General features: G+C 47.1%; 20 protein-coding genes and 1 pseudogene. 8 read left to right on the top strand and 13 right to left on the bottom strand.

The features are described 5' to 3' along the window. Nucleotides 1-15: 15 nt before the first annotated feature. Nucleotides 16-906 (top strand): DMT family transporter, encoded by an 891-nt coding sequence (locus L876_RS0115380; RefSeq protein WP_028764615.1) that lies wholly within the window; start codon nucleotides 16-18, stop codon nucleotides 904-906. 56 nt (nucleotides 907-962) lie between these two features. On the opposite strand, the gene L876_RS0115375 is transcribed toward L876_RS0115380, so the two are convergent. From L876_RS0115375 to L876_RS21900, 3 genes and pseudogenes are all read right to left on the bottom strand, one after another. Next, nucleotides 963-1,769, bottom strand: coding sequence for a substrate-binding periplasmic protein (locus tag L876_RS0115375; RefSeq protein ID WP_028764614.1), 807 nt, complete (start codon nucleotides 1,767-1,769; stop codon nucleotides 963-965). A gap of 71 nt (nucleotides 1,770-1,840) precedes the next feature. Continuing rightward, entirely contained in the window at nucleotides 1,841-3,496 is a 1,656-nt protein-coding gene (locus tag L876_RS0115370) for a BamA/TamA family outer membrane protein (RefSeq protein ID WP_028764613.1), read from the bottom strand. A gap of 178 nt (nucleotides 3,497-3,674) precedes the next feature. After that, nucleotides 3,675-4,895, bottom strand: a pseudogene (locus L876_RS21900) (threonine/serine exporter family protein). A gap of 143 nt (nucleotides 4,896-5,038) precedes the next feature. Here L876_RS21900 and L876_RS0115360 point away from each other — a divergent pair. The 3 genes from L876_RS0115360 to L876_RS0115350 all read left to right on the top strand — a co-directional run bounded on the left by L876_RS0115360 (nucleotide 5,039) and on the right by L876_RS0115350 (nucleotide 8,337). After that, on the top strand, nucleotides 5,039-5,434 hold the full coding sequence (locus L876_RS0115360; RefSeq protein ID WP_028764612.1) for an MAPEG family protein: 396 nt from the start codon (nucleotides 5,039-5,041) through the stop codon (nucleotides 5,432-5,434). Nucleotides 5,435-5,616: 182 nt separating this feature from the next. Next, entirely contained in the window at nucleotides 5,617-7,905 is a 2,289-nt protein-coding gene (locus tag L876_RS0115355; RefSeq protein WP_028764611.1) for a YgiQ family radical SAM protein, read from the top strand. A gap of 84 nt (nucleotides 7,906-7,989) precedes the next feature. Then, entirely contained in the window at nucleotides 7,990-8,337 is a 348-nt protein-coding gene (locus tag L876_RS0115350; protein WP_028764610.1) for a YkvA family protein, read from the top strand. 38 nt (nucleotides 8,338-8,375) lie between these two features. On the opposite strand, the gene L876_RS22325 is transcribed toward L876_RS0115350, so the two are convergent. Beyond that, on the bottom strand, nucleotides 8,376-9,317 hold the full coding sequence (locus tag L876_RS22325) for a cysteine hydrolase family protein (protein ID WP_028764609.1): 942 nt from the start codon (nucleotides 9,315-9,317) through the stop codon (nucleotides 8,376-8,378). Between the two features lie 90 nt (nucleotides 9,318-9,407). Here L876_RS22325 and L876_RS0115340 point away from each other — a divergent pair, with 90 nt between their 5' ends. After that, the gene (locus L876_RS0115340; RefSeq protein WP_248674636.1) at nucleotides 9,408-10,328 is read left to right on the top strand and encodes a LysR family transcriptional regulator; all 921 of its coding nucleotides are present in this window, start codon (nucleotides 9,408-9,410) and stop codon (nucleotides 10,326-10,328) included. 161 nt (nucleotides 10,329-10,489) lie between these two features. Here the strand turns inward: L876_RS0115340 and L876_RS0115330 are convergent, their stop codons facing one another. From L876_RS0115330 to L876_RS0115295, 8 genes are all read right to left on the bottom strand, one after another. Next, on the bottom strand, nucleotides 10,490-11,419 hold the full coding sequence (locus L876_RS0115330) for an LpxL/LpxP family Kdo(2)-lipid IV(A) lauroyl/palmitoleoyl acyltransferase (protein ID WP_028764607.1): 930 nt from the start codon (nucleotides 11,417-11,419) through the stop codon (nucleotides 10,490-10,492). A gap of 117 nt (nucleotides 11,420-11,536) precedes the next feature. Beyond that, the gene (locus L876_RS0115325; protein ID WP_051413157.1) at nucleotides 11,537-13,405 is read right to left on the bottom strand and encodes a methyl-accepting chemotaxis protein; all 1,869 of its coding nucleotides are present in this window, start codon (nucleotides 13,403-13,405) and stop codon (nucleotides 11,537-11,539) included. Nucleotides 13,406-13,519: 114 nt separating this feature from the next. Beyond that, nucleotides 13,520-14,608, bottom strand: coding sequence for a porin (locus tag L876_RS0115320; protein ID WP_028764605.1), 1,089 nt, complete (start codon nucleotides 14,606-14,608; stop codon nucleotides 13,520-13,522). 139 nt (nucleotides 14,609-14,747) lie between these two features. Then, nucleotides 14,748-15,728 carry a formate dehydrogenase subunit gamma gene (locus L876_RS0115315; RefSeq protein WP_028764604.1) on the bottom strand — a complete coding sequence of 327 codons (981 nt, stop codon included), beginning with the start codon at nucleotides 15,726-15,728 and terminating at the stop codon, nucleotides 14,748-14,750. A 91-nt stretch (nucleotides 15,729-15,819) separates the two neighbouring features. Next, on the bottom strand, nucleotides 15,820-16,419 hold the full coding sequence (locus tag L876_RS0115310) for a TorD/DmsD family molecular chaperone (protein ID WP_051413156.1): 600 nt from the start codon (nucleotides 16,417-16,419) through the stop codon (nucleotides 15,820-15,822). Then, a complete protein-coding gene (locus L876_RS0115305) occupies nucleotides 16,419-16,964 on the bottom strand; it encodes a 4Fe-4S dicluster domain-containing protein (RefSeq protein ID WP_028764602.1) in 546 nt (181 codons plus the stop codon). The genes L876_RS0115310 and L876_RS0115305 overlap by 1 nt, the downstream gene beginning before the upstream one ends. A gap of 10 nt (nucleotides 16,965-16,974) precedes the next feature. Beyond that, nucleotides 16,975-19,188: a molybdopterin-dependent oxidoreductase gene (locus L876_RS0115300; RefSeq protein WP_028764601.1), complete on the bottom strand. Its 2,214-nt coding sequence runs from the start codon at nucleotides 19,186-19,188 to the stop codon at nucleotides 16,975-16,977. Between the two features lie 190 nt (nucleotides 19,189-19,378). After that, nucleotides 19,379-20,344 (bottom strand): LysR family transcriptional regulator, encoded by a 966-nt coding sequence (locus tag L876_RS0115295; RefSeq protein ID WP_028764600.1) that lies wholly within the window; start codon nucleotides 20,342-20,344, stop codon nucleotides 19,379-19,381. A 548-nt stretch (nucleotides 20,345-20,892) separates the two neighbouring features. Here L876_RS0115295 and L876_RS0115290 point away from each other — a divergent pair. The 3 genes from L876_RS0115290 (at nucleotide 20,893) to L876_RS0115280 (ending at nucleotide 25,372) form a co-directional block, all read left to right on the top strand. Further along, nucleotides 20,893-21,588, top strand: a complete 696-nt coding sequence (locus tag L876_RS0115290; RefSeq protein ID WP_028764599.1) for a 4Fe-4S dicluster domain-containing protein — start codon at nucleotides 20,893-20,895, stop codon at nucleotides 21,586-21,588. A gap of 9 nt (nucleotides 21,589-21,597) precedes the next feature. Continuing rightward, nucleotides 21,598-24,633 carry a molybdopterin dinucleotide binding domain-containing protein gene (locus tag L876_RS0115285; protein WP_028764598.1) on the top strand — a complete coding sequence of 1,012 codons (3,036 nt, stop codon included), beginning with the start codon at nucleotides 21,598-21,600 and terminating at the stop codon, nucleotides 24,631-24,633. A 160-nt stretch (nucleotides 24,634-24,793) separates the two neighbouring features. After that, a complete protein-coding gene (locus L876_RS0115280; RefSeq protein WP_028764597.1) occupies nucleotides 24,794-25,372 on the top strand; it encodes a hypothetical protein in 579 nt (192 codons plus the stop codon). Nucleotides 25,373-25,894: 522 nt separating this feature from the next. Here L876_RS0115280 and L876_RS0115275 read toward each other — a convergent pair. Then, entirely contained in the window at nucleotides 25,895-26,854 is a 960-nt protein-coding gene (locus L876_RS0115275) for an integron integrase (RefSeq protein ID WP_028764596.1), read from the bottom strand. Nucleotides 26,855-26,978 lie beyond the last annotated feature (124 nt).

Here is a 26,978-nt window from a genome sequence, read left to right as displayed (position 1 = left end):
TAAAAAGGTCTTCTGTTGCCTGCAAATTTTCTATTACTGCTCGCTGCCGCCATTTGGGGATTTGGTTTTGTCGCCCAAGCGCTCGGCATGGAGCACTTGTCTCCCTTTATGTTTAATGGGTTGAGATTCTTTATTGGTGCATTGAGTTTGTTACCGCTAGTGGTGTGGTTCTATCGCCAACAGCGTTTGGTGGTGGGCGGTAAGCGTTCACTCGCTATAGGCTCACTCTGTTTGGGGGCCATATTGTTTGTTGCTGCCTCATTTCAGCAGGTAGGATTGCTGCACACCACGGCAGCTAATGCGGGTTTTATTACTGGGCTTTATATTGTGCTGGTGCCGATTTTAGGTTTAGCTCTAAAGCATAAAACTGGCCTTAACACTTGGGTGGGATGTGCCATCGCCGTTATCGGTCTCTATTTCCTGAGTATTAAAGATAATATGAGCATAGGGTTAGGTGATGGATTGCAGCTTATTGGTGCGCTGTTTTGGGCGATGCATATCCTGGCTATTGATCACTTTGCGAAAAAACACTCCCCGTTATTGTTAGCACAGCTACAGTTTATTTTCTGTGGCGTATTGAGCTTATTGGTGTCGGCGGTTATAGAGGTCACGACTTTGGAAAATGTGGCGGCTGCATGGGGCTCATTAGCTTATGCTGGCATCGTATCTGTGGGTATTGCTTATACCTTGCAGGTGGTGGCGCAGAAGAATGCGCACCCAGCTCATGCTGCGATTATCTTATCCTTAGAGGCAGTGTTTGCTGTTATGGGTGGCATTCTATTCTTGGGAGAGAGTTTAGATAACCGGGCGCTGTTTGGCTGTTCTCTAATGTTAGTCGGCATGCTGGTCTCGCAGGTTCCACTGCGTTATTTAATTAAGTCTCGACATCAAAAAGTCGTCAGTTAGTGTTACCGGTTTCGCTTCATTCGGTATCCCCGTAATGACTTGCGTTGGCGTCTAGATTAATAGGGCATGTTCATTTCTGGATACATAATGGGATCTAAGTAGGCGGGTTCCATCTGCCACTTTTGGTAGATGTCGGCTAACTTACCTTGGTTTAATAAGCGTTGAAACTCGTGGTTAAAGGTTTTGACGGTTTCAGCAGAGGTGTGCTCCATGTTAAAGGCGACACAGTAGTAGATATGCTTGTGAGTGCTTAAATAGTTAAGGTTATTTAGACCGAGCTTCTCCACATAATAGCGCCCGACCTCCTTATTGACATAATACGCCGAGAAGCGGCGTTTATTGAGCATCTTAAGGGGTAATTCATCCCCTTGGGGATAGATAGCTGTTTTAAATTTTTCATAGTTAAGCTGGGAGAGTTTTTGCTGCTGTAACATCAATGAGGTATAGGTGTTAGAGGGGCCGTAAACACCGACAGTCCTACCCGATAGTTGTGTTAATGAGCTAAATGAGAGTTTATGCAAGGAATAGAAACCATATTCTGTTTCCACCATGGGGATAGAAAACCACATGCTGGTGGCGCGCTCAGGATTCCAACCTAAAAAGATCCCCTGCACTTCGCCTGCGGCAAACAGATGTTTTGCTCGTCGGTTAGGTAACACGGAAACACTGCATGGTTCTAACCACTCTTGACAGAAGCGCTGAGCAAGTTCAACGAGAATACCAACGGGTTTCTCATTTTCATCTTGGTAGCTAAATGGGGCAAAGTCATGAAATACAAATTTAAGCGGCATAGCATGGGCTGAGTTGGCTAGGGTAGGGGCCCAAAAAAAGAGAGAGATTAATAGAATCTGATAGTGTTTCATCTTGGTGCTACCGCAGGGAAAAGGTCTATTTATTAGTGTAGACCGAGATGATTAGTTTGGCTGGTGGAGGGTTAGAAATGGCGTTTAACTTGGAAACGCCACTCCCAACTGTTGACCTCTTCGCCTGTGGTAAAAGGCACCGAGAAATCGATATGTGCCACATTGCCATAACTTGAGCGAGAGGAGTAGATCCTTGCGCCGATACCGACACTACCAATGGGGGCGGACTCCTCATTGTTTGTGTCTGGCCCACCGCTAGCTTGACCATAATCGGTAAATACTGCCCAGCCCAGTTCGGCTAATTGATAAAGGTTGATGTTGGGGTAGTTACGTATTTCAGCGGTTACTAACCATTGGTTGTCGCCGTGTTGATAATCGTTGGGATAGCCGCGAACGCCAGTGTTGTCGCCAAGGGCAAAGGTTTTATCTAAATAGTTATTTTGCGATGTACTTAAGCTAACTTTTGAATAGGCGGTCCACTTAGGAGTGATTTGATAAAAGTATTCGGCGATAGCATTGACCTTGAAATAGTCTGGTTGGCTGGTGGCAAAAACGCCTTCGCCATTCATGGCCAGTAAGATCAACTGCTGCTCATCTTGATAACCCCGGGAACTGCGCCAGTCAATGTGGTAGCCTACGGGGGCGCTGTCGCTAAGGTCTTGGGTTTCAATACCTAACTTAACGTAGTGCTGCCAACCTAGGTTGAAGTCTTCGTTATAGTTGATTAAGTGCACATTATTGAGCACCTTAAAATCATCTTGAATATATTGATAGGCAGCCCATGGATAGAGGTAGTCTCTGTCTTGTGGCAGTACACTGTCTGGATAGAGCTCAATGTTGTCAAAGGTGTGCTCATCTTGAGTGACTCCCACAATGATGCGCGATCGCCAGTCACCTTCGCGGTTTAAGCGCCAGCCATATTGTGCGTTGGCGTAGTTAATTTGGTGCTGAAATTCATTAATGTCATTGCCGTTCTGGCGCAGTGTGTCGACACGTAAGTCATCAACATAGCGGCCGGAGTACATGTCGACACTGTCTAAGGTATAAAAAGGTTTAGTAAAGTCTAACTGGGTCGCTTGGCCATCACTATTGTCATAAAAGTTTGCCGACAGAGTTGAGTGCTTGACCCAATTGTCCATGGGGGCTTGAAACGCCAATTGGTACCCTGTTCTATCGGCGCTGGACTTATATTTGAGTCGGGTTCGAATGCCGTAACCGAGTAGATTGTCCTCTTTTATGCCGAATGAAAACTTGCTTTCACCACCGCTTCGGCCGGCGCTAAAAGTCGGCAGCAGTGACCAATTATCCCAGGTTTCCACTAAAACCGTTTCACCCTCTTCATCAATATCCGCAGCAGGGTCTTTAGTGGCAAAGTTTATTTTGGCATCGCGAATATAGGGTTCATAGCGCAAAATTCGTTGCGCCTCATCTAAGTCTTTCTGTGACACTTGGTCATTATCGTTAAAGCTGAGCTTATTAAGAATCGCTGATTCACGAGTGTTAATGTGTAAGTAGTTGGCCCAGCGGTGGATAAAAAAGGCATCGGGATCGGACTCATCAAAAATGGCGTTGCTCACTACGACGATTTTATTGATTTTAGTTTTTTGGGTGTGCTTGTTGTCCGTATTGCTGGTGGCGATTTCTGTAGGTTGCAAGGTTTCCGCTAGCGCTGGCTGGCAAATGAGTAGAGAAGATACAGCAATGGCAGAGCGGGAAATCTTTCGCATAGGCAACCCATCATAATCACTTTTTTTATTGGAATGTGCCGATTTTTACATTTGCAGCACATTCTAATAACACACCTGTGACGTGAATTAGTCAAGGTATAAAGCAGTTTTAAATGATGGTTTTAATTGCCAAAATACCGAGGCAGCAATGGACTGTGCCTCGGCATAGCGCCAATAATTATAGTGTTCTACGTGGCGGGACGGCGACGTTGGCGAAAATTAAGCCGGCAATGAGCGACATAAATATCAGAAAAATCTGTGTACCAATGTGGGACTGATTAAGCATGGTTTCACCCAAAATCAGGGTGTTCAACCCGATGTAAGTTTTGCTCCCAGGGACTAAGATAACGATCCCTTGCAAGAGCGCTATCGAGGCGGGCGCTTTCATCCAGCGAGCATAAAGGTTCGAGTAGATCCCAACGGCTAACGCCCCAAAAAATATCCCGATAGAATCGCCAAGATAGATACCTGCAAGCATCGCCGAAAAGAAGGCGACGATACCGGCTAACACTCCCCATGGAGAGTCTTTTAGCCGTGCCTTAAAGATAATCACCAGCGCCATGGATAATATCGGTACCGCAGACTAAATTGCCCAGCGAGGTAGTGGGGCTGGCTCAAAATTGATCGCTTCACCGAACAGTGCATTCCCTATCACCATGCCAAATATTGCCCCAAAATAGAGCTTGAACAGCAGCATGGAGGCGTCCATTATCCGAGCGGTACCAGAAATAAGATCCCTTGCCGCCAGCTCCGCTAACCCCAGGGTCAGTGCCAAACCCGGCACAAAGATAATAATGCCAGAGAGGATCACCACAGGGATATTAATGTAAGGATCAAAGTGGGAAATTGCACATGTAATTATTGCACAGAGGATGGCGGCCAGGGGCTCTAATGTTTCAGCCATACGCTTTGAGCGTTCGGCGCGATAAACCAAGCCATATACCATGAACCCAAGCATGGCCGACCAAAACACATCGTTCCAACTGGTGCCCATTAACATGGCAAATGCCCCAGCTGAGCTACCAAAAGCCAGTAAGGTTAGCAGCGGGCCGTAAGGGTTTGGTTTATTGGCAATCTCTTCTAGCCTATCTAAGGCTTCTGCTAAGGACCGTTTGCCAGATACAAGCTCTTCGACTAATTCATCAGTACGGGCCAGTGAACCGAGATCAAGCTCGCCCGGTTTTACCCTCGCAACATGGTTATATTCTTGGTCGGTGTCATGCTGTAAAACAAAGGTCATTGCCGTGGGCGAAATCAGGAAGTAGCCCTCAATCCCTAACAGATTAGAGATTGTTTGTAGGTGAGCCTCCAGACGATATGCTGGAGTACCAAACTTGTGTAAGGCTTTACCTAATTTGATGATAAAACGGCGTTTTTCAATGAACTCAGCGTTATCCAATTTTACAGTCCGTGATGGTGATATAAGTAGGTGAATCCAAACGAGCGCATAGTAACCTATCTTGTACCAAAAAGGTTAATGGCTTGGAAAAATTTTAACTAAGGCATAGAGTATGGTGTGCTTTTAATGGATAAGGAAATGGAATGTCAGCGAGTGTATCGGGTTTATATATAGCAATAACCGCAATCATGGCGGTTTATCTGACGCTGAGAGTGATAAAATTACGCCGAAAATTCAGTATAGGTATAGGTGTAGCGGGTAATGAGCCGCTTCGACTTGCCGATAGGGTGCATGGCAATCTATTAGAGAATGCACCAATAGCCATGGGATTATTGCTGGTGGCAGAGCTGAATGGTTTGCCTGCGCTCTATATTCACATTATTGGTATCGTCTGGCTTATTGCTCGTGTGTTACATGCTGTGGGGTTAACCCAAGGAAAAGGTGGTTATCATTTTGGCCGTTTCTGGGGGGTATTAACCACTTGGTTGGTTATCCTTACGCTGTCTGTGGTTAATGTTGTTTATTTTGCCGTGAGCTAGATTTTCTCTGGTTTTGCTGCTTTTTTGTTCGCCTACAATGGCGTTTCACTGTTATACTCCGCGTCCTTTTTGTTGCTGTACTTGGACGTGTGAATGTCTGAGTCGATAACAGCGACCGTTACTTGGCAGACTATAATCTGCCATAGTATTTACATTGGTTTGGAAGTTAGGCAGTCATATTCATGCAGGTTGAATCCACGTTATTTACGCATCCCAAATATTTAAATCGCACTGAAAAACCAGCGCCATTTTTACCTATGTCTCGAAAAGAGATGGATAAATTGGGCTGGGACAGTTGTGACATTATTATCGTCACAGGCGATGCCTATGTGGATCATCCAAGTTTTGGTATGGCGGTGATTGGTCGCATGCTTGAAGCCCAAGGGTTTCGCGTGGGGATCATCTCCCAGCCTGATTGGTCGAGCAAAAACGATTTCATGAAGTTAGGCAAGCCAAACCTCTATTTTGGTGTTACCGCTGGCAACATGGATTCGATGATCAACCGTTACACGGCTGAGCGTCGTTTGCGCCATGATGATGCCTATACTGCGGGTAATATCGGTGGTAAGCGTCCCGATCGTGCGGTAACTGTGTATACCCAGCGCTGTAAAGAAGCCTTTAAGCAGGTACCTGTGGTTATTGGTGGTATTGAGGCGAGTTTACGCCGTATTGCCCACTATGATTATTGGTCTGATAAAGTGCGCCGCTCAGTTATTCTTGACGCCAAGGCCGATATCTTAGTCTATGGCAACGCCGAGCGTCCGCTGGTGGAGCTGTCACACCGTATTGCGTCGGGTGAGCCAATCAGTGAGATCCATAATGTGCGTGGTACCACGGTTATCCGCAAGGAACCATTACCTGAATGGAAAGGCATGGATTCGCGCAAGCTAGATCAGCTGCATAAAATTGACCCTATCCCTAATCCTTATGGTGCCGACGATGTGGGTTGTCAAAATCTCTCAGGCCCGAGCGATGTTAAGGTGTTCGACAACGAAGCGCCTAAGCCAATTACGGTGCAGCCGCCGCGTCCTAAGCCGTGGGAAAATACTTATGTGTTGTTACCTAGCTATGAAAAAGTGGCCGAAGATAAGTATCTATATGCCCACGCATCACGGATATTGCACCAAGAGCAAAACCCTGGCTGTGCGCGTGCGTTGTTTCAACCCCATGCCGAGCGCGCAATATGGGTTAATCCACCTGCTTGGCCGCTGAACACCGATGAGATGGATGGGGTGTTCGACTTAGCCTATAAGCGTGTGCCGCATCCTGTGTATGGCAATGACAAAATCCCTGCCTATGACATGATTAAGACCTCGATTAATATTATGCGAGGCTGTTTCGGTGGCTGCTCGTTCTGCTCGATAACCGAGCATGAAGGGCGCATTATTCAGAGCCGTTCGCAAGACTCTATTATTAAAGAGATCAAAGACATTCAAGACAAGGTCCCCGGTTTTACAGGGGTTATTTCTGATCTTGGTGGACCCACGGCAAACATGTATCGCTTAGGCTGTAAGAGCGAAAAAGCCGAGAAAACCTGCCGCAGACTCTCCTGTGTCTTCCCCGCTATCTGTGGTCATCTCGATACTGATCATCAGGCGACGATCGATCTGTACCGCGCCGCGCGCGATGTGCCGGGCATCAAAAAGGTACTGATTGCTTCGGGTGTGCGTTACGACTTGGCCACCGAAGATCCACGTTATGTGAAAGAGTTGGCGAGTCATCATGTAGGGGGCTATTTAAAAATTGCCCCAGAGCACACCGAAGAGGGGCCGCTCAACAAGATGATGAAGCCGGGCATGGGCACCTACGACAAATTTAAAGAGCTGTTTGATAAGTATTCTGCCGAAGCGGGTAAAAAACAGTACCTTATCCCCTACTTTATCTCGGCGCATCCGGGCACCACAGATGAAGATATGGTGAACTTGGCGCTGTGGCTTAAAGGTGAGAAGTTTAAACTCGATCAGGTGCAAAACTTCTATCCATCACCAATGGCTAACGCCACGACCATTTATCACACTGAGCTTAATTCACTTAAAAATGTCAAGCACACCAGTGAAACGGTGGATGTGCCCAAAGGCGGGCGTCAGCGTAAGCTGCACAAAGCCTTGCTGCGCTATCATGATCCAGCGGGCTGGCCAATCATACGTGAAGCCTTGGTTAAGATGGGCAAAGAACACTTAATTGGTGGTGGTTTAAATTGTTTGGTTCCGGCTGAAACACGTCAAGAGCGTCAAGGTTTATTAGCCAAAGGCGCAAAGGGTAAAACGCCTGCCGGTAAAAAGGCGGTGACCCGTTTTTCGGCTAATCAATTTGATGACAGAAAGGGTAAAACTTCATCTTCTGATAAGCCAAAATCAGCGGGCAAAGCCTCAACCAATAAGCAAGGTGGGGGTAAGCCGGGGCCAGCAGGCAAGGGCGGTAAACGCCCTGTGAAAAATGCCTGGGGCACCACGCCTAAACATCAACGCTAGCGAAAACAGTGATCAGCATAAGCTAGTCAAATGAATCAAAATAGGGGAATATCAGTGATATTCCCCTATTTTTTAGGAGTGCTTATGAGTGATCTAACGGGTGGAAATGGCGCGGATGCCTACAGTGATGAAAGCTTTTGGAATAAGGTAAAACAGTTTGCTAAGCAAGCAGGGCGTGAGGTGATAGATAACGCTTTATGTTTATATTACGCAGCGCAACGACCCGATACCCCAAAGTGGGCGAAAACCGTGATATTTGGCGCTTTGGCTTACTTTATTGCACCAATCGATGCGATTCCAGACCTGACGCCTTTTGTTGGTTTTACCGATGATTTGGGTGCGCTGGCGGCTGCGTTAGCTATGGTAAGCGTCTATGTGGATGACAATGTCAAAAACCAAGCCGCAGAAAAGACTGCGGCTTGGTTTGATTAACTGTTGTTCAGTCGCTTAATGTATGCTGCCGCGAGAGGCTACTGATTCTCCATAAGCCACTGAGCAGAGGTTGTTGCTGTTGCGCCACCAAATGAGAGTGATAACAGGTTGGCTGCAACCAGTTGTTCACCGCTGAAGTCATGGTTATGGTAACTTAAAGCGGGTGCGGCAATGGCATCACTAATGACTTCGCAGCGATAGCCCTTATTAACAGCGCTGCGTGCAATGGTTTGCACACAAGCCTGGGCCATAGCGCCAACGATCACCAAGCGTTCTATGCCTAGCTCTACCAATGTCTGCTCTAAAGCGGTATCGATAAAACTATCTACTTGATGCTTTACGATAACAGGCTCATTAGCTAAGGGGCTTACACTTGCCTCTATCTCCACCCCTACGGTATTAGCGCGAAAAAAAGCAGACTCATTATCTTCAAAGATATGCTGAATATGGATCACCGGTAATGCTTGCGCTCTAAAATGGGTCAATAGCGTTTTGGCATGCCGAGCCGCGATCTCGGTATGCTCCAAGGGGAATTTTCCACCTTTGAAGTAGTCATTTTGCAGATCGACCAATACTAACGCTGTGCGTTTACACTGTTCAAGTGGCGCAGTGAGTTGGTTTAGTACGCTAAAGTCATCCTCTTCTAAATACCAATGTCCATCATCATTGAGTGTCCACAGCTCTTTACTGATAAAGCCACTGGCGATATTCATTGACCAGTTAGCAGATAAGATGGCTTGTTTGTCATTGAGCACTTTAATCTCGACATTACGGTAAACCAGTTGCGCGGGACCGCTTTTAGCAAACTCGCTCCAAAATGCACCGATTGCGCTGATACCGTTGAAACGCCCAAATGGCGAGACTTGCATTGTCGCCCCTTGTTGATAACGGTCGATACAGGCTTGAACATTCCCCTGGTTAAAATTTGCAATCCATTCACGGCTTGCCTGCATCACTGATTGACGTATTGACTGACTCATCATATTTCTCCTGATTAATTCATTTGTTTTCCTATGACGAGCAGTCTATTGTGTTTTTATTAGTTAATAATTAGCCAGATGGTGAACCATATGTTCATTAAAAATGAACAAAGAAGGCTGAGTTACCAAATGTTAGTCTTCGATGAAGTGATCAATAAGGGGTCGTTTACCGCCGCAGCCGAAGCCTTAGGGCATACAAAGTCAGCTGTGAGCCAATATATTAGCCAGTTAGAGTCTGATCTTGGTGTTCGCCTACTCAACCGCAGTACTCGGCAATTGAATTTAACACTCGCCGGACAAAAGCTGGCCAAACGTAGTGAACAGCTGGTGGACTTGTTGTCAGTAACCTTAGATGAGCTTAAATCACTTGAACAGGCACCTCATGGAAGGGTATCCATAACTGCACCTCATGCTTTTGAGCGTAATATCGTGACACCTTTGGTCGCGGAGTTGTGCTATGAATATCCAAACCTCACCCCTGAGCTGGTGTTTACCGATGAACGGCTGGATCTTTTAGCGCATAAGTTGGATATCGCCGTGTCAGTTGGGCCGCAAAAAGATAGTAATTACAATGCTATTGCCATAGGGAAATTGGACAGTATTTTGGTGGCAGCCCCGCGTTACCTTGCCAGAGCGAAACCTGTCTCATCACTGACACTTGCTGAACACCACTTAGTTATTTTGCCTTGGCAGCACAGGGCTGTGCTAACGGCAGGATTGGGCGATAGCCTGATATTTGATAGTGACAAAATCTTACGCGTGAACACCTCAATCAGTGCAATCAATAGTGTGAAATCTGGAGTCGGAATCGGCTTAATGCCCTCAATCTTTATCAAAGATGAATTAGATAGCGGGGTGTTGCAGAGAGTTTTGCCTGAGATTGAAGGGGAGATGAGGGCTGTTTATGCGTTGCATTCTTATCAGAAGCAGTTACCACTGGTGTTAAGACGGTTTGTCGAGCGGCTTAAATTGGCGTTTGCTCAACAGACAAAAATGAAACCATTGCTTTAATGCACCAATCGATGCGATCCCCTATTTGACGCCACTGGTTGGCTCGATGATTTGGGTGCGCTGGCGGCTGCGTTAGCTATGGTAAGCGTCTATGTGGATGACAATGTCAAAAACCAAGCCGCAGAAAAGACTGCGGCTTGGTTTGATTAATTCTGCGGTGCTTAATATAGTGACGCTTCACCGTCAGGGCGATTTTTAAAGCGGCGATGCAGCCACATATATTGCCCTGGAGCTTCCATGATAGAGGTTTCTACAATTTTGTTGATAAACCGAGCACCAGCCTCGGGATCCTGCTTGGGAAACTTGTCTATAAGCGGCGCTTTTATGGTGAGCGTGTAATCTCCTTTGTCGTTATTACGCACCATCACGAGCGGCACAATCGCACAGTCTGAGCCATCGACCAGAATGCTAGTACCTGTGGTTGTGCAGGCATTATCAACCGCAAACAATGGCGCAAAGGCCGAACGCCTGCGGCCATAATCATGGTCCGGTGCATACCAGAGACGCTCGCCATTATTTAATGATTCCAGCATGAATTTGATATTTTTTCTATCGATTAAGGTATGCCCACCACGAGATCGGCCCTGATATTGAAAGTAGTCAAAACAGGGGTTGTTGTTAGGGCGGTAAACACCCATGCCAGGGATATGTAAGCCAAAGGCGCGGCCACCTAACTCAAGGTTGAGTGAATGCACCGCGACTAACAAGACACCGCGTCCCTCGGCAGCCAGCTTATCGATGTGCTCTGTCCCTTTAATGGTGACATGTTTTGCAACCCTAGCATCAGACCAAAACCACGCCATGCCCGTTTCAAATAGTGCTAAGCCGGTGTTATCAATATTCTCTTTTACCAAGCGTTCACGCTCATCAGCAGCCATCTGTGGAAAACATAGCGCTAAGTTACGTTCAATGGTCTTGCGACGGCCTTTCATAAAACCAATCGCAAGACGCCCAAGCATTTTGCCCATCCGAATTTGGACAACGTAGGGCAGGAGGCTGCAAAGGTAGCTCGTGCCGACGAGCAGCAGCACTCCCCAATACTTGGGATGCAGCAGCGAAAGAGAAAATGTCGGTGCAGTATATTTACTCATAATAGACGCAGTTGGTGATCATAATGGCTTTAGGTAGCCAGATTATATGCGATTAATTGTCATTTAGTGCACACTGTTTTCTGAGGTCGCTGCAATTATCTTACGGCTATTCAGTGCTTAGGTTAATTTAAACTGATTAACGATAAGCGTAAGTTGCTGGTTGGCTGCTGCCAAATTTAATGTTTCATTAGCGGTACTCTCACCGTTGACCGATAGCTCATTAGCCATCTCACATATGGCAGACATATTGCGAGTGATCTCATTGGATACCGAGCTTTGCTCCTCTGCAGCGGTGGCTATCTGCGCATTGAGATCATTAATATGATCGACAGAGCCGCCAATGGTATCAAGATCGCTCGCCACTTTTTTGGTGGTGTCGGCAGTTTTAAGGCAGGTGTTTTTAGTCATATCCATCGACGAGATGGCGGTTTTTGAGGTTTCTGTGAGTGTATTGAGCGTCACCTCGATTTCAGCGGTACTGGATTGGGTGCGTGCCGCTAATGCTCTTACCTCGTCGGCCACCACGGCAAAGCCACGACCTTGTTCACCTGCTCGGGCAGCCTCGATGGCGGCATTGAGTGCCAATAGGTTAGTTTGATCGGCTATCTCGCCAATGACTTTTAGCACTTGAGTAATATTGACCGTGTCTCTATCTATTTGCGCAATGCTGGCAGAGGTGTTTTCCACTTCTCTCACCAATTTGGCAACGGTATCTGTGGCGTCGGCCACAACCGATTTTGACGCTAATGTTTGCTGCTTGGTGATTTGAGTGAACGAGGCGGTTTCTGCACCGTTGCGCGCAACATCGTTTGCCGTCGCACTCATCTCTTCAATGGCGGCAACAATCTGCTCGGTTTCGGTGGCGTGGGCTGTCAGTATTGCATTGTTAGCGTCGGTTTCAGCTTTAAGACGCCCAACACTATTGGCGATATGAGTGGATGATTGCAACACTTCTAGCATCATACGTTGCAGCTGCTCAATAAAGAGATTAATCCCCTTAGAGATCTGGCCTAAATCATCATCCGTTTTAATCTCTAAGCGTCGAGTGAGATCACCATTGCCGTGTGACAGTTCACTCACCATCTGTTTTAGTGACAGAATCGGTCGGTAGAGGATAAAAAGCACGCCGAGCAAGGTAGCAATCGCTAAGGCGAGCATTATTCCCGATGAGAATAGAGCACCATAAAGTGCTTTGTCCACAGCGGCATAGGCCACCGATTTGTCGAGCCCAACAAACAGATACCATTTTTTGCCGTTGACGAGATTAATCGCTTTAGAAAAGGCTAATTTATCTTGGCCATCTATGGTGTATTCCTGCATCACCTCATCATTGGACAATAGTTTTTGTTCTACTTGTGCCAAGCCAAAGTCAGAAAATCGTGTGCCAGTCACTAGCTTACTTGATTCTGATGCCAGCACTTTACCTGTTTGGTCTGTGATTAATGTGACGGCGCCAGGGTAGTCAACGGCTTTGACCGTTTCACTCAGGTAGGTGAGTTCAATATCGCCAAGCACAACGCCATTGCCGAGGTTCTTTAAGATGGAGATAACATCGTGCCCAGTGCCATCATCGACATAGATGTCGGTAATATCAAGGTTGTGAGAAGATTTACCTTGTCGATACCATGGGCGAACGCGTGGGTCGTATTTTTCAGGTATTGCTTTGCCATTTATCCACTTGGCATTGGTCTCCGTTGAGTAGGCACTGCCGTCATCAAAGCCAAAGTAGATGCGAGCGACACCGCCTACGTCGGTAGCCATTCTGGCCGCATTGACATAATTGTCCCGATACGTGCCTGCTTGATAGTGCAAAGCCAGAGCGTCGATGGCATCGGCTTTCTCTTTAAACCAGTTTTCAATATTACTGGACTCATATTTCACCACACCGGTGAGCTTCTCGTTGGTGCTGTCAATGGTGTTTTGCTTTATCTCCATATAAGACAACCAGTTGGAAACCAGCAAACAGAGGGTGACCAAAGTCACCATCGACGCGATGAGCGATTTTCTAAATCCTATCAATTTGAACTCTCCACAACGTGGTGTGAAATCAAGAGGCTGGGATGCAGCCTCTTTGGAAGGGCTTAGCGATTTGGGGCTAAATTAGCCTTGCCAAGTCAGGTTGAAGTCATATCTAAAGCCGATAGTTACCGCTTGGTCATCGTTGCCGTTCTCCAAGCTTTTATCTAGATACTCAAGGTGCACACGCACATTGCTGAGCGGATTCCACTCTAGAGTGGTGTTAAAGCCATCGTAGTCTGCAGAGTCATTACCTTTGATGCCGTCTTTAAACTGAAAATACCCTAGTTTGATTTTGTACTCATCGTTGAGTGGATAGGCCAAAGCCGTATCTAAGGTACTGCCACTGCGGTCGGCATTGGTGAGTGATTGGTCGAAGTTATATTGCTTGTCTTGGTAGCTAACAGCGACATAGAGGCCGTTGCTAAAGGTGTAGGCCGCTACACCGCCCAATGTTTGGTTATCGCCACCGACGTTGCCATCAATTAGGGTATCTTGGGTGACATAGCCTAAACCTAAATGCAGGGCGCCGGTGTCGTAGCCCAAACCTAGGTTAATCATATCGGCATTACTGTCGCCTTTGTTACCATCAACTTGCGCACCTGCCATAAAGGTTAAGCCATTGCTGACCAATTGGTAGGTGACAAAGTTATCGACAAAAAATGGGCTTTCGTGATCATAGGCATATGGGCTATTGCCGTGGTTAAAGATATCCACGTACTCGGCCACTAAGGTGTATTGTGCTGGCCGCTGTTTACCTATACCGACTTGGCCATAAGGTGAAGCAATCGCTGCATAAGCTTGACGGGCTTTGCCAAAGTTACCTGAATTGGCAATATCGACACTCCATTCACCTTGCGCAATGGCCTGCCAGCCATCGGCAAATTCTGTGCTGGCTTTAATGCCGATACGAGACAGTGCATCCCTAACGTCCCAGGTTTGTTCATCACCTTCATCAAGGTAGCTTAAGGCTGGGCGAATTGAGCCGTATAGGCTGACTTGGCTGTTTTTAAACTGTGACGGTGCCGTGTTTTGCTCTAATTGTGCAATGCGTTGATTGAGCGCTTCCACTTGTGTTGACAACGCATCGGCCTCGGCCGCATAGGCCTGTGAGGCGCATAATCCCATGGCAATAATCAAGGCAGTTTTACGTGAAATATGACGTGTTTTCATTGGTGTAGACCTTACTTTTACGATTTTGGCATGCCAATAGCCCCCAAGCTCTATTTAAAAGAGTCGGCAAATGGCTTTCACATACGCGTAATTTAAGATGAAGAGGCTGAGCGCCAGCGCACTCAGCCTAGGTTTGGTTTTACACTTTTCCTGCTTTTTTCAGGTCGTTAAACCAAAGGTTATGATGTTGTTTGGCCCAGTTTTCATCGCAATAGCCAGAGGTCATGTTAGACATGCCGCCCTCTGACATCACTGTCGCCATAAAGATATGTACCACAGAGAATGCACTGATGATGATGGTTGAGCCTATGTGCAATAGCAGCATCAAGTTGGCGGTATTTTTAGTGACCTCAAATGTAGCGGGGAACATCATGGTTAGCCCTGAGATAACCATTACACCGCCAAATATGGCAAACACCCAGAACCACAGCTTTTCGCCCGCATTGGCAAAGCCTGCATCAGGGTGCTGTTTTTTGCCCATGTTGATATAACCACCCAAGACTGCAAACCATTTAAGATCATAGCTTGCTGGGAACTGCTTAGGTGCCCACATAATGATCATCAGCAGATAACCTAGGATAAATGGCCACGCCATAAGCTCATGCAAGCCACTCGATAATCCCGCCAAGGCCGACCAAGCGCCTGCGTTCATACCTGGCTCAAAGTAGAGACGACCGCCGCCTAAGACCAAACCGGTTAACATAAGCAAAATGCAGGGGATGGCTCCTAGCCAGTGCACACTGACACTTAAGCCTGACCAACGTTTAATTAACTTGCCTGAAAACCCATTATCCAGCTTTGACACGCCGTTAATCATCACAAAAGCGATGAAGACAATAGTCACACCAAATAGGCTCGCAAAGAGTAAAAACGCGATGCTATCGGTGGCGCCCAAATAAGCCAGAATTGACTCATCGGCCTGCTCAGGGACTGATGCGGGCATCAGCAGTTCGGGTTGTGTTGGCATGCCACGGATCTCAGGAATGTCACCGGCAATCGCATGTTCTTCAATTGTTTGCCACTGCTGCGGCTGCAGCGTAGCGACCTCGTCAGCCAATGCATAACTGGATGCAAATAGGCTGAGTACAATAAGGCTGAACCATCTTATTGCTTTACTCATTAATAACTCCTTGCGACACATAGTGGCCGCGTATGGGGTCTAACCACGGTTGACAATGACACCATGGTTAGACGACTCATCGGTATACCCGTTAATGCTTAACGGTTTGATGTTGTTCATTGATAAAGTGCAGTAACTCTTTGGCGAACTCGCGCCAGAATGCTTGAGTGGCATGTTGGATAATTCCCTCGCAAAATGGGGTTATCCAACGACCTAGGTGCATCTCAAGAAACTCATTGGCAAGCTCGTGCAGGGCAGCCACATACTCATGTTTATCGAGTGCATGTTGCTCTGACGCCATGGCGTGTAGGCAGTAAAGGAATTCAAGTTCATTACCAATGAAATCGGCAGGCTCATTAAAACTGTCATCTATAATGAGACCAATTTGCTGGTAAAACTGTGCAACCTTTACCGTCTCTTCGGTAAAAATTTGATGATTACCACTGAGATACACTGACTCGTAAGGGGCGACTAGTAACTTATATGGCCCGATACACATGCGGTTAAAGTCGAACTCTAATTCCGATGAGTCACTGCTAAACTTCATCGCCTCACTCAGTAATGGGCTTTCTGGCCGCGCTTGCTGCAGATAGGCAATTAACCCTGCCAGAGCGTTGAGATCAGAAGGGGCAAACATCATTGATTTAAAGGCATGATAAGCCGTTGCCGTAGGGCCATATTGGGTTGTCATTATGCGCGTTCCTTAATGATCACTAAGTTAGGCTTGGTGATGCAGTCGCCATACCCAATGCCCTCTTTGCTGGCCGATGGACGTTTAAGCACCTCTTGCAGGTCGCCCACATCAAGACACTCCACAGGGCAGCCACTAACACACGCTGGTTTCATACCGCGATCGAGCAGCTCGACACACATGTTGCACTTGTCGGCTTTGCCATCGTCTTCACGAATACTGACGGCAGCATAGGGACAGGCACTGGCACAAAGGCCGCATCCGGTGCACTTTTCACGGTCCAGTACCACAATGCCGTCATCACGAACATGATAGGCTTTTGCAGGGCAAACCATTAGGCAAGCAGGGTTTTCACAGTGCATGCACGCATGAGACAGCCACACGTCGATAGCGCCGTCATCGCGCTTAACTTCATAGCGGTCAACTTTGCGAAAACGGTGGTTTTCGGGCAATTCATTATGGATCTGGCAGGCGACAGTACACGCACCACAGCCGACACAGTTCTCTTGTCTGAACACAAAGCCCACTTTCTTATTTAATGACATCAGTTACTCCTTAGGCTTTGGCGATGGCGACACGAGTAGAGTGGTATGCAGAGCAGCCGCCCATATCGGTCAAGGTGTCGGTGGTCAGGTTATTGGTACAACTCGCTTTACCTTGTGGGTCCATGCGGCGCCAGTTATTTTTAGGGGCCATGACTGTGCCACGTACCACTTGAGTCGAAACCTGGGCAATAAAGAAAGCTTCGCCTCGTTGGTTATTAAGCCTAACTCTATCGTTATTCTTAATCCCTAACTCCGCAGCATCTTCGCTGTTAATCTTGGCGAAGTAAGCTGGGAAATTACGGATATATTTAACGTTATAGAAAGAGCTATTGGCACGTTGCGGAATGGCAGGTGACAATAAACGGAAAGGCAGTGCTTTTTCCGCTGGGATCATCTCATCTTCAGGGAGACCGAAATCGATAACCGGGTGGAAGCCCGCCTCTTTCATCATCTCTGAGTAGAACTCAATCTTGCCGCTATCGGTCTTATATTTGCCGTCGCCAAAATAGGGGCGTTGGTCATATACGGTGACAAATTTATCGCGAATGATCTGCTCGTAAGTGATGTTGTTTTGTCTAAATGCAGGCTCTTCGGTGTCAAGGAAGTCACGTAGGATCTGCTCGTAATCGACGCGCATCTCAGGGAATCGGTCGAGGCCCATATGGGCACCTAACTCTTTAAAGAAGATCCAGTTATCTTTAGATTCACCTAAGGGATCAATAACTTTTTCAGAGGTTTGCATGTGGTAGCAGTTGTAGTCGGTACCCATGTCAGGGAACTCAAACTGAGTCGTCGAAGGCACGATAATGTCGGCCAATTCAGCGGTATCTGTCATTAAGAAGTCATGGACGACTAAGAACAGATCATCACGCATCGCGCCACGGCGGCAGGCGTTTGAGTCGGGAGCAACCGAGACAAAGTTACCATTGTAGTTAATCACGGCTTTAATCGGTTTGATCGGCTTGCCGTAGGCTACTGGGTTTTCAGGATCGAGCGCTTTAGCAATTTCGGTCATGTTCACATGACCCACAGTATCTGGGTTAGGGTGAATATGGTCGGCACGACCTTTACTGTAATTTAAGCTGTCATCGGCTTGGGTGTTGTCGTAAATAAAGCCATTACCAATTTTTCCATATTGGCCAGCAACAGCGTGCATCATGGCGATGGCCCGTGACATACGTGCGCCATTGTAGTTACGTTGCATACCGTAACCTAAGCGCAATACTGAAAGCTCTGACTCGCCATAGGCTTTGGCAAACTCAAACATCTTAACTGTTGGCACACCTGTGACGCGTTCAATCTCTTCATAGCTCATCTCATTGAGGCGTGTCAGCAGTTGCTGATAGCCTAAAGTGTTCGCCTTGATGAAATTGAGATCGGCTAAGTCGTGCTCAATCAGATACTTCATGATGCCCGAGGCCAAATGGGTATCTGTACTGGGTCGAGGCTGCAGCCAGATGTCCGCTTGCGAAGCGATAGGTGTGCGAATGGGGTTAACCACTAACAGTTTGGCACCTTTGTCGCGCGCTTGGTTAATGAACTTAATGCCATGCACGTTGGTAGCGGTTTCATTTTGCCCCCAAGAGATGTAGCAGTTAGTGTAAATGTTGTCGTAGGGATCGGGTCCTTGGTAAGTACCCGTGACCGACTTCAGCCCCTCATAGGCGGCGAACACACATACTTTTCGGTCAAGTTTACGTGCACCTACGGCATTAAAGAAACGGCTTGGTCCGCCGTATTTACCGATAACCCCTTCATGGCCAGAGTAGCTATAAGGCAGAATTGAATCGGCACCGTGGTCTTTGATGATCTGTTGTAATCGGCTCGCAATCTTGGCATACGCTTCATCCCAAGAGATACGGCGCCATTTGCCTTCGCCTTTTTTACCTGCGCGCTCCATAGGGTGGAGAATACGGTCAGCCGCGTAAGTATATTGCACATAGGCGTGGCCTTTGACGCAAGGAGAGGTGCCCATCTTCTTCATCTCTGAAGCACCCTCGACATAGGTCATACGGCCATTTTGCACGGTGAACTTGAGCAGACAGCGGTCAGCGCAGTTACGTTGGCAGGTGTGGTACTTTATCTCTCCTTGGCGTTTCAACAATTTGTCGGGCGCGCCACCTCGTTCGTCAGCAGAGGCGATGCCAGGCATTAAACCTGACAGCGAGCCGACGACGGAGCTGGCTCCGACACCTTGCAAGAAGGTGCGTCTGTTCATTTTCATAAGTGTTCCCCATCTTGATGCGCTGTTACACGCTTTTTTACAGACATTGCTCAAATGTGTGAGTCTAAGACTCGTTACATACCGATTTTTTTATCGTTTTTCGATCTTAAAAAGGCGATGAGATTCGGTGACTAAAGGGGTATGCAAGGGTGCCTCTGGTAACCGCTAAATCTCATCGCCAAATCTTTTGTCAGCGCTCAGCAGCGCTGCGCCAAGCTTGCTCTAAACCGCAAATGAGTTTTGATTTGACCCAGTTGAATGCCGCCGATTGATTGACGTTGCCATAGAGTAAGTAGTTGCCTATTTCTCGATTTTCTCGCCGACGGATACGGCAGCGGTCTGCGAGCGCATCGGGCAGTTTTACCCATTGAACTTGTGGCATCATGTCGACGAATTGGCGGGTAAACTCATTGCAGACTAAGGTAATGGCATCTGAACCATGTAGAAGGCGCATCGCACTGGCAACGCTGTCGGTATAGCCGTCGACCTCCATGCACAGCCCCTCTTCTCGGCAAAGGTTGACCAGTAGTGGACAGCTGAGATCATCATAATTGTCCAGCTCTAAACATTGGTACTTGGCTAAGTTTGCCAATGTTAACTCTTGATGAAATAGCGGGTGGCCAGTACGAGCGAGAATGTAGAGGCTATCTGTGGCTGAAAACATTTCGGCATTTAGGTTTTTGCCGTTAAACCCTTCGTAAACGACCACAAAGTCCACATCACCATTGGCCAGATCGGTGGCGCAATCATGTGTGAGTACCCTAACGTCAAATTTCATATTAGGGGCTTCGACAAGGATCTCGTTGCGAATGACCTGAAGCACGGCGTAAACAAACTCATCGTAGGCGTGGATAACATATTGGCCACCCGATTCAGCGGGGGTGAAGACTGAATGCTGCATCTCTAGTTGCTGATAATGCGCGACAAGCGCTCTTGCCATCGGGATAAGCTGATGGGTTTTTTCTGTTGCGACAAACCCTGAGCAGCGACGGATAAAAAGTGAATCTTTAAAGATGTCTCTTAATATCTTTAATGTACGACTAACCCCTGAAGGGGTGATACCCAGTTCATTTGCAGCCTGGTGGCTTTGCCCATGTTCATAGACGGCAATAAATACTTTTAATTGATTGTAATTAAGTTGGTCAATTTTATTCATGGTTGTGAACTGCGTAAATATTCTGAGAGCGTATAATCTACATATATCTACACATGTTCAGTGTTAGAAGTCACATTTTTAATGTGGTTATTATTTAAAGTATGCTTTAGCTCTCATGTTTTAATATTCGCATTTTGCAAAATTCGGATCTTAATATTTACTTAAATGATATTGAATTGTGACTAACTGGTACGATATAACTAGTTTTAGGATGGTGTTAAGCGTACTGCCACCTTCTTGTTTTTGTTGTAACTATTTGTTTTAGTTTTTGTTTTTATCGATTCTTCCTTTTTGCTTTTTATTTCAATAATTATTTTTTTATTTTTAATATGAGACATTGCACTTTAATTAAAAATATCTAAATGACTTGCTTAAAAATAATTTCATATAAATTTGTTTTTTTATTTATTCGTGATCTCAATATTGTTTTAAATTTATAAATATATTCTCTATTGCAAGTTAAACAATTAGGTGTGTATTTTAAATAACAAAATAAAATTCCAATATCGTGTTTTCTGTTTTAGGAAAACATAGTTAAGGGCTTAGTTATGTTGGATCGGCGATCAATATTAAAAATGGCTGCTGGTGGTGCGTTACTTTCATTAGTGCCTACTAGTATGTTGCAAGCGAAAACACTGGGAAAACGATATGCCATGGTGTTTGACGTCAGGCGGTGTACCGGGTGCTTATCTTGTACCGTCTCTTGTTCTGTTGAAAATCAAACGGATAGCGGCAGATGCAGAACACGAGTCAATCAAGCCAGTGTCGACAGCGGACTGGGTATCGCCACCTTATCTGTGCCTAATCAATGCAACCATTGCGACAACCCTGTGTGCACTAAGGTGTGTCCGGTTGGGGCGACCTATAAACGAAAAGAAGATGGCATAGTGGTGATTGACCATGACGAGTGTATCCATTGCCAGCTTTGTGTTGATGCATGCCCGTACGGTGCGCGTCGAAAAGATGAAACCTTAGACAGCCCGCCAGAGAAATGTAATTTCTGTATTCATCGTGTGACCCAAGGTTTACTGCCAGCCTGTGTCGAGACCTGTATTGGTAAGGCGCGTACCTTTGGTGATCTCAACGACCCTGAAAGTGAGATTTCACGGTTAGTCCGAGACAACAAGGTCTACGCCATGCTTGCTGATGCTGAAACCTTACCCAACATTTTCTACATAGGTTTGCCCACATCAGTGGATGACCAAGCCATTTTAAATCTCAATTACCTTGATTGGCAGCGCTAGGAGTTAATGATGGACAGACGTAAATTTTTAACCCAAGCCGGCCTCGTCTCTGCGGCCACATTGACCGGGACGGCATGTACCCGCTCGCCTGCAGATGAAGCAAAGCCTGACTTGGGGGTCAGTCGTTTTGGTCACCCTGTTGCTACGGAAGGGGGATTAGATGAACAAGGGGTGTGGCAGAAAACCCCTGGCATTCGTACCGCCTATTCACGCTGTTTTAGCTGCTATAACATCTGTGGCCTTCGCGCTCGTATCGATGAAAAAACCGACAAGGTACTAAAAGTTGGTGGCAATCCCTACTGCGAAAACAATTCGGGCTCACCCCTGCCTCTAAGCATGGGGGTAAAACAAAGCTTTATGGCACTGGCTGGCGAGGCGGGTTTGCAAAACCGGGCTACCACCTGTGCCAAAGGAGCTAGCTGTGTCGATTCTGTCGATGATAAGCGCCGCGTGACACAGGTGCTCAAGCGCGCAGGTAAACGGGGCGAAGGGCAGTGGGTGACCATTAGCTATGAGCAAGCACTGGCAGAGATCATTAACGGTGGCGACCTATTTGGTGAAGGCCATGTTGATGGGCTGCGAGCATTGCGTCAGTTAGATCAGTTGGTAAAACCGGGCCATCCTGAGTTTGGCAGTAAGGCAAATCAATTGTTTGCCACCTTCTGCGCCGAAGATACCCTACGCGGTAGTTTCTATGCGCGCTTTATGCAGCAGGCGTGGGGCACAGTTAACCTTGGCACCAAGCATGCTTATTGTGGTGCCGCTCAGGCCACGGGCTACAGTTTGGGGATGGCTGCTGGGTTTGAAGAGTGGCTCAATGATGTCGATTGGGAAAATGTGGAATACGGCCTGTTCATGGGTACCAGTCCTGGGTCATCTGGCGTGAGTTTAAACCGCGTTGGCCGAGGATTAGCTGACAGCCGTGTTGAGCGAAAATTTAAATATGTCTGTGTTGATCCACTGCTGCGAACTACGGTGGCGGCAGACACCAATGCCACTTGGTTAGCGGTAAAACCTGGGCAAGATGCTGCTTTCTCGTTTGGGGTCATTCGCACCATGCTCGAGGAGCAATGGTTTAATCGCGCTCACCTTGAAAACCCAAGTGTCGTGGCCGCCAAAGCGGCGGGTGAGCTTAATTACACCAATGCTGGCCACTTAGTGATAATGGATGAGAAACATCCTCGCTATCGACAGTTTGCTCAGGCTAAAGATTTTGCGTTGGGAGGCGATGAAGCGCTTATTGTTAAATCAGGCAGCAAAGCGTTAATGTCGGCTGAGTCAGGTGATAAAGCTGAGCTGTTTGTCAGCCAGCGAGTGCGTGACCGCCATGGAAAGAGCGTGAAGTTAGTCTCTTCTTTGTACCTACTTCGAGCAGAAGCCCAGCGCAACAGCATGGAAAGCTATGCTAGCCAAAGTGGTATTAGCGTGGCGGATATGCGTCAGGTAGCTAAAGACTTAGCCCATTACGGCCGTAAGGCTTGCGTTGCGGGTAATGGTGGTACTAACTCATCAGATGGTTTTGTAATGGGGTGGATTTGGGCCGTACTCAATACACTGGTTGGTTCTCATGATGCCAAAGGCGGTGCCATCTATGGCAATGGTCCTATTGGCGGCATGGAGGGCATCTATGACTTAGCCAATATTGAGGGCGGTGTGTCGTTAGACGGTATTGTTAACGCGTGTCGCGATGGGGCCTATGAAGCCTCGACAGAGTATCGCCGCAAAGTGGAACAAGGTAAAAATCCCTATCCAGCGAGCACGCCATGGCATGAACTGCTTCCAGCCATGAATGCGGCAGAGCAGTGGACCAGCCATGCCAATGCCGACCCTTATCGCGCCAAGGTGTTATTCAACTGGCGTAACAACTTTTTGTATAGTGCGGCCTCAATTAGCCAAGAGGTGGTGGCAAGTATTGCCGATCCTAAGCGGTTACCTTTGATTGTGGGGATTGATTGCCACATGAATGAGACAAACCGATATGCCGACTATCTGATCCCAGACCGTTCAATGCTAGAGGAGTATGCCGCCGACCGTATGTGGGGGTCTCATAAACAAGGGGTGGTTGCCGCGTCGCCATTGGTGACGCCAAGAACAGAAAAGAATGAAGCGGGGCTGCATATCTGTATGGAGCAGCTGCTCATTGATTTGGCATTACAACTCAACCTGCCGGGTTTTGGTAAAGGGGCATTGAGTCGCCACGACGGAAATAAGGCGGATTTACTCACCTTCGAAGATTGGCATGCCAGATACCTTGCCAATGTGGCGTCCCAGTGTGAGCACCTACCAAGTGTGACCGACGAAGATAGGTTGTGGGCGGGACTCGATTATGCAATGAAACCATTGCAACCACGTTTAACCGCAACCGAAGCGAGCCAAGTTGAGGCCTTGCTGTCCCGTGGGGGATATTATGTTGATGATGCCCGTTACGACGGTGAATTTGTTAAAGGTGCCGAGCCTAAATGTCTGCAGCTTTATCATCAAGAGGTGGCGCAATTACGTCATGCCTATTCGGGTGAAAACTATCCCGGTACGCCAACGCTGCAAGCGCATAAGTTTTGGAACGGTGACACCTGGGAAAGCCATTGGCCTAAGTCTGAGTACCCACTACTGTTCTCTAGTTACAAGGCGACGGTGCGCTCTAACTATGCGGTTGCCTACAAGCGAATAGCAGAAATCAGCCCCACTAACTTTGTTTATATGCATAGCGATACAGCGAAAGAGCAAGGCTTGGTGGATGGCACATCGGTGCGTATTGTGACGGCCAATGGCAAGCCATGCGTCGGTACCCTACAAACCGATACCGGGGTGGCTAAAGGCGCGGTATGTGTATCCCATGGTTTTGGTCATACCGCGGGCTTTGGGGGCGACGATCGCTTGATTAATGGCAAGACGCTACCGGCCTTGTCTGAACGCGCAGGTGGCGTCGCAATTAATCAGATGATCCCATCAGACCCTACTCGCCATGGACCCGCGAGTATGCTCAATGACTATTGGACAGGGGCAAATTGCCGCCACGGCATACCTGTGAGGGTAGAAAAGGCTTAACGGCTGACAGATTCATTTTTCTCAACCATGATCTTTTTAACATAGTGATCCTGTAAAACTTTCCCTCGTCGCTTCGGCTTCGGGGGCTTTTTTTTATTCAGTTTTAATTTATCTGCTTGTGGTACTGTTTTTGATTACCTTAATGGAGAGCAGAAATAAAATGAAAAAACAGTTACCTCTGTTGGTTGTCCTATCGACCATGTGTGCGATGCCAGTGATGGCGGCTAGCACTGAGCAAAATGCATTTTTTGACAAGATTGCAGCGCATTGCGGCAAGGCCTTTGAAGGGGTTGTGACCGCTGGTAATAGCGCAGATTCGGCGTTTAGCGGCAAGAAGTTAGTCATGCATGTGCGCGAGTGTAGTGACAAGGAGTTAAAAGTGCCATTTCATGTGGGAGATGATCATTCGCGTACTTGGGTGATCACGAAAACCGATTCAGGGCTTAGGTTAAAGCATGATCATCGCCATCAAGATGGCACTGAAGACAAGGTGACTATGTATGGTGGTGACACCATAGATAATGGCACAGCGCAGTTACAATCCTTCCCGGTTGACCAATTTTCTATTGATAACTTTACCCAAAATGGCCTTAGCCAGTCGGTCACCAATGTGTGGCATGTGGGGATTTCTGACACCAGCTATCTGTATCGACTCACCCGAGAAAATCGTGACTTTAAAGTAGAGTTTGATTTGACTAAGCCAGTGGCGTTGCCGCCAACGCCATGGGGGCACAAATAGCCTTGCAATGAAGGCTGGGCATTTTCTGTATGCCTAGCCGAATTGGTACTGAGGTGGGGATTAGAAGGTCACACCTTCGCTGTTACTGAACGCCTGTCCGGCGGGTGCAGTGCATGGAAGCACCAATGTCGTGATCACAGGGTCAGTGATGTTCCCTACATCGCACTGACATTTCCCATATCCCTATGGGTCAGATGTGAGGGAACGACGAATGTGCAAGCATTCTTTTGGCTCGCTGTGAATATATTCCTATACGCTCCACGGCGGCATCTGACCTACATGGAAGTAGGGAATGCCGCAAAATGTCGGGAACATTTTCGGCCATGTTTTCGATACCCTCAGCTGCATCTACACTAGGTTATTCACTCTCTTCGATTTTGCTTCATTTGGTGTGAGGGGCGAGTAAAAAGCTAACGTACTTTTGCCCCATTGCGAGTTATTGGTGCAGCTGAGAATTAACTCTACAAACTATAAGTTGACCAAATTTTAGTAATGCTACAGAGTTTCTAGAGTACTACGACTTTACAGTGTGTCTAACGGACTCGTTGTCCCTGCGAAATGTTGGCCAAGTACATGTGTATAGATTTGTGTTGTACTCACGTCATTGTGGCCAAGTAACTCTTGAACACTTCTTATATCACGAACGGCTTGTAGTAGATGAGTTGCAAAGCTATGCCTAAGCGTGTGGCAGGTGACGCGTTTATTTATTTGAATACTACGCACGGCATTCCCGAGCGCTTTACGAATAACACTCTGATGCAGATGATGCCTGCAAACTATTCCAGTATACGGGTGTATGCAGGTCGTTTTAGAAGGGAAAATAAACATCCATCCGCGCTGCCTAAAAGCGTTAGGGTATTTACGTTCTAATGCATTTGGCAGTGAAGGGCCTATCCCTCGTTGGTTGTCATACTGTTGGATCTTAGTAGCTTTCTCAATATATGCTGTAAGCTTTTCGGCGCATTTATGGCTGAGGATGGTTTGCCTATCTTTTCGCCCTTTTCCGTCTCTAATGGTCAGTGTAGCCCGCTCCATATCAATGTCTTGGACACGTAACCGGAGACATCCTGAAACTCTCAGTCCACTACCATAGAGCAGCTCAATGATTAGCCTGTCGCGGCCATAGAGTTGATTTAATATCGATGATATTTCCAATGGGGATAACACTGTCGGTAAATGTCGCTGTTTAGTGGCATAGCAAAAACCTAAATCCCCAAGCTCATGGTGCAAATGCTTCTGGTACAAATAGGCCAATGCATTAAGTGCAATTTTTTGAGTGTTGATTGCCACATTTCGTTGGTTGGCAAGGAAGGTTAAAAATTGTGTAACTTCTTCCGTTCCCATTGTTTCGGGGTGACGCTTGTGGTGAAAGTTAATGAATGCCTTGATCCAATACAGATAAGTTTTTTCTGTTCTAATACTGTAACCACGCATGCGCATTGTTTCTTGAACATCGATTAGAAATGGGCTTTTTAGACTCATGATAACCTCACCCTAAAGCACTGTTTATTTATGGCTCTTCGTCGTTAATGGTGGAACCCCATATCCAACTTCCCAAAGTGAAACAGTATTGCTCGCTTAAATCGCTCTGTATTTCTATACCCCA

Origin of the sequence: Shewanella colwelliana ATCC 39565 (assembly GCF_000518705.1) — a bacterium.
Classification (GTDB): Bacteria; Pseudomonadota; Gammaproteobacteria; order Enterobacterales; family Shewanellaceae; genus Shewanella; species Shewanella colwelliana.
The sequence above is the reverse complement of the archived record's forward strand: the minus strand, read 5'-3'. Positions and strand labels throughout refer to the sequence as shown.

What these genes read in the sequence shown, in the direction of transcription:
- L876_RS0115375 (WP_028764614.1), bottom strand. Translation starts at nt 1,769, where the DNA reads ATGAAACACTATCAGATTCTATTAATCTCTCTCTTTTTTTGGGCCCCT.
- L876_RS0115370 (WP_028764613.1), bottom strand. Translation starts at nt 3,496, where the DNA reads ATGCGAAAGATTTCCCGCTCTGCCATTGCTGTATCTTCTCTACTCATT.
- L876_RS0115360 (WP_028764612.1), top strand. Translation starts at nt 5,039, where the DNA reads ATGTCAGCGAGTGTATCGGGTTTATATATAGCAATAACCGCAATCATG.
- L876_RS0115355 (WP_028764611.1), top strand. Translation starts at nt 5,617, where the DNA reads ATGCAGGTTGAATCCACGTTATTTACGCATCCCAAATATTTAAATCGC.
- L876_RS0115350 (WP_028764610.1), top strand. Translation starts at nt 7,990, where the DNA reads ATGAGTGATCTAACGGGTGGAAATGGCGCGGATGCCTACAGTGATGAA.
- L876_RS22325 (WP_028764609.1), bottom strand. Translation starts at nt 9,317, where the DNA reads ATGAGTCAGTCAATACGTCAATCAGTGATGCAGGCAAGCCGTGAATGG.
- L876_RS0115340 (WP_248674636.1), top strand. Translation starts at nt 9,408, where the DNA reads ATGTTCATTAAAAATGAACAAAGAAGGCTGAGTTACCAAATGTTAGTC.
- L876_RS0115330 (WP_028764607.1), bottom strand. Translation starts at nt 11,419, where the DNA reads ATGAGTAAATATACTGCACCGACATTTTCTCTTTCGCTGCTGCATCCC.
- L876_RS0115325 (WP_051413157.1), bottom strand. Translation starts at nt 13,405, where the DNA reads ATGGTGACTTTGGTCACCCTCTGTTTGCTGGTTTCCAACTGGTTGTCT.
- L876_RS0115320 (WP_028764605.1), bottom strand. Translation starts at nt 14,608, where the DNA reads ATGAAAACACGTCATATTTCACGTAAAACTGCCTTGATTATTGCCATG.
- L876_RS0115315 (WP_028764604.1), bottom strand. Translation starts at nt 15,728, where the DNA reads ATGAGTAAAGCAATAAGATGGTTCAGCCTTATTGTACTCAGCCTATTT.
- L876_RS0115310 (WP_051413156.1), bottom strand. Translation starts at nt 16,419, where the DNA reads ATGACAACCCAATATGGCCCTACGGCAACGGCTTATCATGCCTTTAAA.
- L876_RS0115305 (WP_028764602.1), bottom strand. Translation starts at nt 16,964, where the DNA reads ATGTCATTAAATAAGAAAGTGGGCTTTGTGTTCAGACAAGAGAACTGT.
- L876_RS0115300 (WP_028764601.1), bottom strand. Translation starts at nt 19,188, where the DNA reads ATGAAAATGAACAGACGCACCTTCTTGCAAGGTGTCGGAGCCAGCTCC.
- L876_RS0115295 (WP_028764600.1), bottom strand. Translation starts at nt 20,344, where the DNA reads ATGAATAAAATTGACCAACTTAATTACAATCAATTAAAAGTATTTATT.
- L876_RS0115290 (WP_028764599.1), top strand. Translation starts at nt 20,893, where the DNA reads ATGTTGGATCGGCGATCAATATTAAAAATGGCTGCTGGTGGTGCGTTA.
- L876_RS0115285 (WP_028764598.1), top strand. Translation starts at nt 21,598, where the DNA reads ATGGACAGACGTAAATTTTTAACCCAAGCCGGCCTCGTCTCTGCGGCC.
- L876_RS0115280 (WP_028764597.1), top strand. Translation starts at nt 24,794, where the DNA reads ATGAAAAAACAGTTACCTCTGTTGGTTGTCCTATCGACCATGTGTGCG.
- L876_RS0115275 (WP_028764596.1), bottom strand. Translation starts at nt 26,854, where the DNA reads ATGAGTCTAAAAAGCCCATTTCTAATCGATGTTCAAGAAACAATGCGC.